Source organism: Mastigocladopsis repens PCC 10914, from assembly GCF_000315565.1.
In the GTDB taxonomy this organism is placed as follows: Bacteria; Cyanobacteriota; Cyanobacteriia; order Cyanobacteriales; family Nostocaceae; genus Mastigocladopsis; species Mastigocladopsis repens.
In genome coordinates this window covers 297,056-303,179 of record NZ_JH992900.1, presented here as the reverse complement: position 1 = coordinate 303,179, position 6,124 = coordinate 297,056, and the positions used below count along the sequence as shown (strand labels likewise).

The 6,124-nt window shown below is 41.1% G+C and carries 7 protein-coding genes and 1 pseudogene; 1 reads left to right on the top strand and 7 read right to left on the bottom strand.

All coding sequences use genetic code 11. From position 1 onward, the window contains the following. Positions 1–170 precede the first annotated feature (170 nt). The gene (locus MAS10914_RS0101650) at positions 171–638 is read right to left on the bottom strand and encodes a 3'-5' exonuclease (protein WP_017314163.1); all 468 of its coding nucleotides are present in this window, start codon (positions 636–638) and stop codon (positions 171–173) included. A gap of 275 nt (positions 639–913) precedes the next feature. On the opposite strand from MAS10914_RS0101650, the gene MAS10914_RS0101645 reads away from it, so the two are divergent. Beyond that, the gene (locus MAS10914_RS0101645) at positions 914–2,131 is read left to right on the top strand and encodes an RNA-guided endonuclease InsQ/TnpB family protein (RefSeq protein WP_017314162.1); all 1,218 of its coding nucleotides are present in this window, start codon (positions 914–916) and stop codon (positions 2,129–2,131) included. 63 nt (positions 2,132–2,194) lie between these two features. Here the strand turns inward: MAS10914_RS0101645 and dnaX are convergent, their stop codons facing one another. The 6 genes and pseudogenes from dnaX to dnaN all read right to left on the bottom strand — a co-directional run bounded on the left by dnaX (position 2,195) and on the right by dnaN (position 6,085). After that, positions 2,195–3,220, bottom strand: coding sequence for a DNA polymerase III subunit gamma/tau (dnaX, locus tag MAS10914_RS29315; RefSeq protein WP_232224086.1), 1,026 nt, complete (start codon positions 3,218–3,220; stop codon positions 2,195–2,197). Further along, positions 3,192–3,716, bottom strand: a complete 525-nt coding sequence (locus tag MAS10914_RS0101635) for an IS630 family transposase (protein WP_033364704.1) — start codon at positions 3,714–3,716, stop codon at positions 3,192–3,194. The genes dnaX and MAS10914_RS0101635 overlap by 29 nt, the downstream gene beginning before the upstream one ends. 47 nt (positions 3,717–3,763) lie before the next feature. Beyond that, positions 3,764–4,264 (bottom strand): helix-turn-helix domain-containing protein, encoded by a 501-nt coding sequence (locus tag MAS10914_RS0101630; protein WP_017314015.1) that lies wholly within the window; start codon positions 4,262–4,264, stop codon positions 3,764–3,766. 58 nt (positions 4,265–4,322) lie between these two features. Beyond that, positions 4,323–4,649, bottom strand: a pseudogene (locus MAS10914_RS0101625) (AAA family ATPase); the annotation flags it as partial. 70 nt (positions 4,650–4,719) lie between these two features. Then, on the bottom strand, positions 4,720–4,980 hold the full coding sequence (locus tag MAS10914_RS35235) for a hypothetical protein (protein ID WP_017314161.1): 261 nt from the start codon (positions 4,978–4,980) through the stop codon (positions 4,720–4,722). 82 nt (positions 4,981–5,062) lie between these two features. After that, complete coding sequence (gene dnaN / locus MAS10914_RS31400; protein WP_051151108.1) at positions 5,063–6,085, bottom strand: DNA polymerase III subunit beta; 1,023 nt, start codon at positions 6,083–6,085, stop codon at positions 5,063–5,065. Between the last annotated feature and the right edge of the window lie 39 nt (positions 6,086–6,124).

The window sequence follows — 6,124 nt, the reverse complement described above, 5'->3', positions numbered from 1 at the left end:
TGACCTATTTTCAGCAAATACAACGCTTGAATCCGTTCACGACTTGATACTATTTTTTGTTTTCTCAGCAGTTCCTGTAATTCTTCTGCTGACTCCATATATTTCTACTTTGGTGACTCCAGCCATCTTTGCTCGTTGATATTTATTCCTTCTTTATCTGTATCATAGTTTTAGTGAATTGGTATTAGTGGTGTACCACGTACCTGGGCAGTTCGGATAGTGCGTGTTCTAGATGCAATTCTAAAGGGATGAGCGATGCCATGTAATTCGCAGCGCGTAATAATAAACGGTAGGTCAAACTCAGTTCCGTTGTAGGTATAAATTACGTCTAGTTTGCTTGTTTCTAGATGTTTGAGAAACGAGATGAGAATTTTGCTTTCGGAGATATCCATAAAAATGGTGACTTTCCCCATTTCGCTCATACAGCCAATTGCATAGATGCGATTCTCTCTTGGGTTTATTCCTGCTGTTTCAATATCAACTACCAGAGTTTTGAGACTAGAGTAGGTCGAAATATTTACTGTAGGTTGCCACTGGGGTATAGGAGTGGTATCTTCCCAGACTATGTCGAGTTTTTCCTCATCAACTATAATTTTATTACCAAACTTAGTAATAAAATTTCTAGGGTTATAACTCATAAATTTCAAACTTTACGAATTATAAATGCTAAATTTATTTTTGAAAGTATATTTACTTGACTATTTGATTTCCAACCCGGAGGGCGTATGCTGATGTGGTGGTAATGAAACTTTACAGAGTTAATAGCAGAAAGCCCTACGCCTTCGGCAGGGATGAATGCGTTGCACCTTTAGGTGGAGTCAAGTTTTCATTGTGCCAATTATTTAACTGCCTAGTTAAATCTTAACTTAGCCACATGGCTAAGTTAAGATTAACCAAAAGGAGGTGATGACAAGTGTTTTCTTTGACCTACGAGTTTCGACTACAACCTACTAAGCAACAAATAGAGACTTTTCAAGATTGGTTAGAAATTAATCGCAAAGTTTATAATTATGCTCTTGCTGAACGCAAAGACTGGTACAAGTCGCGCTCATGTCAAGTTAATGCTTGTTCATTGCGTTCTGAATACATAATTTCAGCAGACACGCCTCGTCCTACTTTTGCTACTCAGTGCAAGTCATTGACTGCCGCAAAAGAGCAATACCCAGACTTGAAACGTGTTCAATCTCAAGTATTACAGCAAACATTGAAGAGGCTTGAGAATGCTTTCACGTTCATGTGGGAGCGAAATTTTGGGTTCCCGCGTTTTAAGAAAGTAGGGCAACTTCGCTCTTTTGTATTTCCACAATTAGGGAAAGAACCATTCAAGCGTGGGTTTGTCAAACTTCCTGTTATTGGATGGGTTAGGTTTCGGCAATCGCGAGATATTCCAACAGATGCAGTTGTCAAGCAAGCACGAATTGTTAAACGCTCATCTGGTTGGTATGTGATGCTAACGCTGCAATGGAATGTGTCTGTTCCCCAACCTGTGCCTCATACACAAGCATTAGGGGTGGATGTAGGATTAATGAGTTTTATTGCTGCTTCCAATGGTCTTTGTGTCAAGTGTCCTAAATTTTTTGTAGATCTCCAATGCAAGCTTAGATTGCTGCAACAACGAGTTAGTCGCAAAAAGTTAGGGTCTAACAATTGGCGCAAGGCTCAAGGCAAGGTGCAAAAACTGCATGAACATATTGCTAATACTCGTAAAGACTTTCACTGGAAGGTTGCTCACCTACTTTGCAATCAAGCCAAGACAATATTTGTTGAGGATTTAAACTTGGTTGGTTTGTCTAGAGGGATGTTGGGTAAGCATTGTTTGGATGCTGGATGGGGTCAATTTTTTCAAATCCTTAAACAGTGTTGCTTCAAACGTGGGGTATATTTCCAGAAAGTTGATAGCAGAAAAACAAGTCAAATTTGCCCTAACTGCGGAACCCAGACGGGTAAAAAAGACTTGTCAGAACGTGTTCATGTTTGCAAGAACTGCGGCTACACAACGGATAGAGATGTTGCAGCTGCTCAAGTCGTCCTCAATAGAGGGTGTGCACCCGTCGGGCAGACGGTCAAGATGCTTGATGAGGGTAAGTTCACTAGAACCCCTATGAGTCAAGAATCCCACGGCTTTTTGTGAAACGTCCGCTTGCGTTCGCGTAGCGTGCGCCAAGCGCGCATAAGTTTCGCAGCCGTGGGAGTGTCAAGCAGTTTGTAATTGAGAATCAGTTTGAAGCTTTTCTACTAGTTGTACCCATGCTGGAGCCTTTTTTCCATTAATGGGTGTAAGCTTCTGCCAGTGTTCCTGCAACTGCGCTTGTGATACATGGGGTAATTGCTCTTTAGCCCAGTTAATCGCATCCTGAGCAGTTTTCCAATCCTTCCAGGGTTGGTAATTACTCTTTGTGGTTGGAACTATCTCGATAAAGGTGGCTTCCAACCATAAGTGTGCGCTTTCATCTCGCATGAGATTTTGGCGTGCCATTAGGAGTGCGATCGCCGAGTGAATGTGGTTAATACTCCACGATTTGGAGATGGTTGTAAGTTCCTTCCAAGTGTCCTCCTCTAGAAGAGTGAGATTTCTGCCATTGGGGTTGATTTTGCAGATAAGTAGGTCTTTTAGAAAGCTGACAAGACTAGTGTGGATGGTGATGGGGTGCTTGCCATATTTCGTCCAATCTTGAAGAATGCCTAAATTGCCTGTAATTTCCCCCTTGCTGATATTTTCACAGAAAGTGACTAAATCGTGTTCGGGAATAGTACCTGATAGTTCCCATACCCAGTTGGGAGTGATTTCCCCTTCTTCCAATAAGGTTAGTTGGTCTAGGAGTTTGAGTGAGTCGCGTAGGTGTCCGTGGCAAGCTTTAGCGATCACAGTTAATGCTGTAGGAGTGATATTTATACTTTCTTGGTGGGCAACTTTTTCCAGGTAATCTACAACTAGTGAGAGAGAAACTCTTCTAAAGTCAAACTTTTGGCAGCGGGAGATGATAGTTTCTGGAACCTTGTGTACCTCGGTGGTACAGAAGATGAACACAACATGGGCTGGTGGTTGTTCTACTGTTTTGAGTAATGCTTGCCAGGATTGCTGGGAAAGGGCATGACATTCATCTACTATTAAAATTTTGCACCTACTCTCGATTGGTTTAAGTTGAAGGTTAGAGACTATCTCGCGAATGTTATCTACTCCTGATACCATTTCACGAAAAGCCTGATACAAATAAAGCATCAAGAATAAAATCCCAACCTGTAATAGAAGCAACGATTGATGTGTTTAATTGTTCCAATCGCTTCCAAATAAATTCTCTTAATTCATCTAAAGTTGAGAAGCTTTCCCAAGTTAAATGCCTTTTAACCTCCTCCCACAATCTTTCAATTGGATTAACTTGAGGTGTATGCGGAGGCTGAAATAACAAAACTATATTTTCTGGTAGTTTGAGATGCTGACTAAAATGAAACGCTCCATTATCTAACTGAAGAATATGTATATCTTGAGAATAAGTCTCTGAGAATTTTTCTAAAAAAATATTGAAACAAGCTGTATTTAAATGAGAGAATTCCCAAATAAAATGCTCTCCAGTTAATGGTTCTACTAATCCATATAAATAAAAATTATCCCGCTTCCATTGCATAATGCCGATGGGCTTGACTCCTTTTGTCGTAATTAATCTCCCAGGTTCAGTCTTCAACCCCACACGGCTTTCGTTTCCACACCAATATCTAATTTTTTTTTGTTTATCGACTGGTGCTATGATGTGTTTTTTAATTACTTCTAGGTATTGTGGCAGTTTTTTTTAAATTCCAATTCTGCTTCACTATCGTATTTGACACCTACGGCTCGCGGTACTTTTAGCTTCGCTTTCATTTGATAGCGCACTGTGTCGTGTACTACTTTATATGATGCTTCTATCCCTTCCACTGCTTTTAACCAAGTTCGTATTTCTTCATAACTTTTAAATCCCTGTGGCTGTTGAAGTTCTCTGTCTAGCTGCTCTCTTGCTTGTAAGTTAATCATTGGCGGTCTTCCTGGACTCTTTTTCGTTGACAATAAACCTTTTATTCCTGATTCGGTATAGTCCTTCAACCATCTTTGTACCGTTACCCTTGCTCTCCCTAGCACCACCGCTACATCCTGTATTGTTTTTACATGACCTATTTTCAGCAAATACAACGCTTGAATCCGTTCACGACTTGATACTATTTTTTGTTTTCTCAGCAGTTCCTGTAATTCTTCTGCTGACTCATATATTTCTACTTTGGTGACTCCAGCCATCTTTGCTCGTTGATATTTATTCCTTCTTTATCTGTATCATAGTTTTAGTGAATTGGTATGAGTGACTGGCGGCGTCGAGTTCGGTTACATCGAGGGATGAGGACTGAGAAATAGTCTGACAAGAATTGCATTCGCCACAGGGTCTGGTTGTTGGTTCTTGGGTTGATTGACAGTTGAGGGATTTGGCGAGAATGCGGGCTGTACTGGTTTTACCTGTACCCTTGGGACCGGTAAATAGATAAGCTGGGGCAATCTTGCTGAGTGCGTTCGTGGTGCCACTTCCTCCTGAGAGTATTGCATTATCCAGAGTGCGTACAATATGTTCTTGTCCAATGATTTGTGAAAGTTGCTGGGGGCGATACTTGAGATGCAGTGGTGTGTACATATTTGAGAGTGTTTGATTTTACAGATGAATTTGTGTATAGCCAGTTTTATGACTGACTATACTTTTTGGTTTATACGGCTGTTGTTTCTGGTTCTGGTTTTAGTTCTTGCTTGCGCTTGCGGGATTTTGATTTGTTTGCGGTAGGTGTATCAGACTGGGGTGTGTCTGTCACATTAGTTGTTTCATTGGATACTTTTTCTCGCTCTGCAAGTTTATCCACTTCAGTAGTATTTTCTGCTGCTGTTTCATTTTCATTTTCTGGTTTTGAAGTGTCAGTTTTATATTTGGCAAGACCTTCTGGTTTATCGAAATCTTGCACCTCTACGGGCATAATTAGTGTTACTTGGTCAAGTAATCCACCTAAAGGAGAAATGATGACTGGTTGGAGAGGCTTGTTAAATCGGAATACAATTTCATCGGTTGAGATGTGCTTGAGTGCTTCTTGTAGATAGCCGCTGTTTAGCCCAATACCGATATTTTCTTCTATGACTGGTTTGGGTCTTGATAAGCAAAGAATCTACCGCATCCCCAATATCAGTATTACCCGTGATTAATGTTGCCTGTTGGTCATTGACTTCCCATAGGATTTTGACAATTTTGTGTTTTTTCTCTGCGAAATGGCTGATTCTTTTAAGAATTATTTCCATTCCTTTGCGTTCTACGATTAACTCGTTAGCAAAGCTTTTAGGAATAAGGTGGTTAATATGGGGAAATTCTCCTTCTAACAACCTGGATGTGAGTTCAGCATTTGGCAAGATAAACTGGACAGTGTTGTTTCCAACCTTGAGGGTACAACTGCTATTTTCAGTTGTTGTCGAGAGGATTTTTCCCAACTCGGTGAGACTTCTTCTAGGGACTGTGAATGAGATCGGCGAGTAGTTTCCCTCTAGCTTGGAGGATACCAACGCAAGGCGGTGTCCGTCGGTGCTGGCGCAACTCCAATTTTCGCCTTGTAACTGGAAATGTACGCCTGTGAGGATAAGTTTGGTTTCATCTGCGCTGCAGCAATACAGACAAGCTTCTAAGGCAGCTTGTAGCTTTTTGCTAGGGATAGTGATTTCAGTGCAGTTCTGTGTTTCTGGGATACTTGGAAAATCTTCTGGATTTCCTCCTACAATGCGACATTTCCCCGTACTGTGGCTGATAACGCAGGTACGTTCGCTTACTTCAATATCCAATTCGCCGCTTCCTAAATTATTAACCGTGTCGGCTAGTAGTTTGGCGTTTAAGGCGACTACACCTGCCTGTAGAATATGAGTTATTGCTGTAGTTTTGATACTGACATTCAGGTCAGTGCCAATGACGGTAAGTCTGCCTTCATCCGAAGCTTCGATTAGCAGACTTCCAAGTATGGGGTCTACTGGTCTTGTGGATATGCCGTTCTTGGCTGTTTCTAAGAGTTCTGCCAGTACAGATTGAGTAGTTGTTAGTTTCATCCTGTATTTTGTCCGCGTATGACTTGTAAAGGTGCTAGT

What these genes read in the sequence shown, in the direction of transcription:
- MAS10914_RS0101650 (WP_017314163.1), bottom strand. Translation starts at nt 638, where the DNA reads ATGAGTTATAACCCTAGAAATTTTATTACTAAGTTTGGTAATAAAATT.
- dnaX (WP_232224086.1), bottom strand. Translation starts at nt 3,220, where the DNA reads ATGCTTTATTTGTATCAGGCTTTTCGTGAAATGGTATCAGGAGTAGAT.
- MAS10914_RS0101630 (WP_017314015.1), bottom strand. Translation starts at nt 4,264, where the DNA reads ATGGCTGGAGTCACCAAAGTAGAAATATATGAGTCAGCAGAAGAATTA.
- MAS10914_RS35235 (WP_017314161.1), bottom strand. Translation starts at nt 4,980, where the DNA reads ATGCCCGTAGAGGTGCAAGATTTCGATAAACCAGAAGGTCTTGCCAAA.
- dnaN (WP_051151108.1), bottom strand. Translation starts at nt 6,085, where the DNA reads ATGAAACTAACAACTACTCAATCTGTACTGGCAGAACTCTTAGAAACA.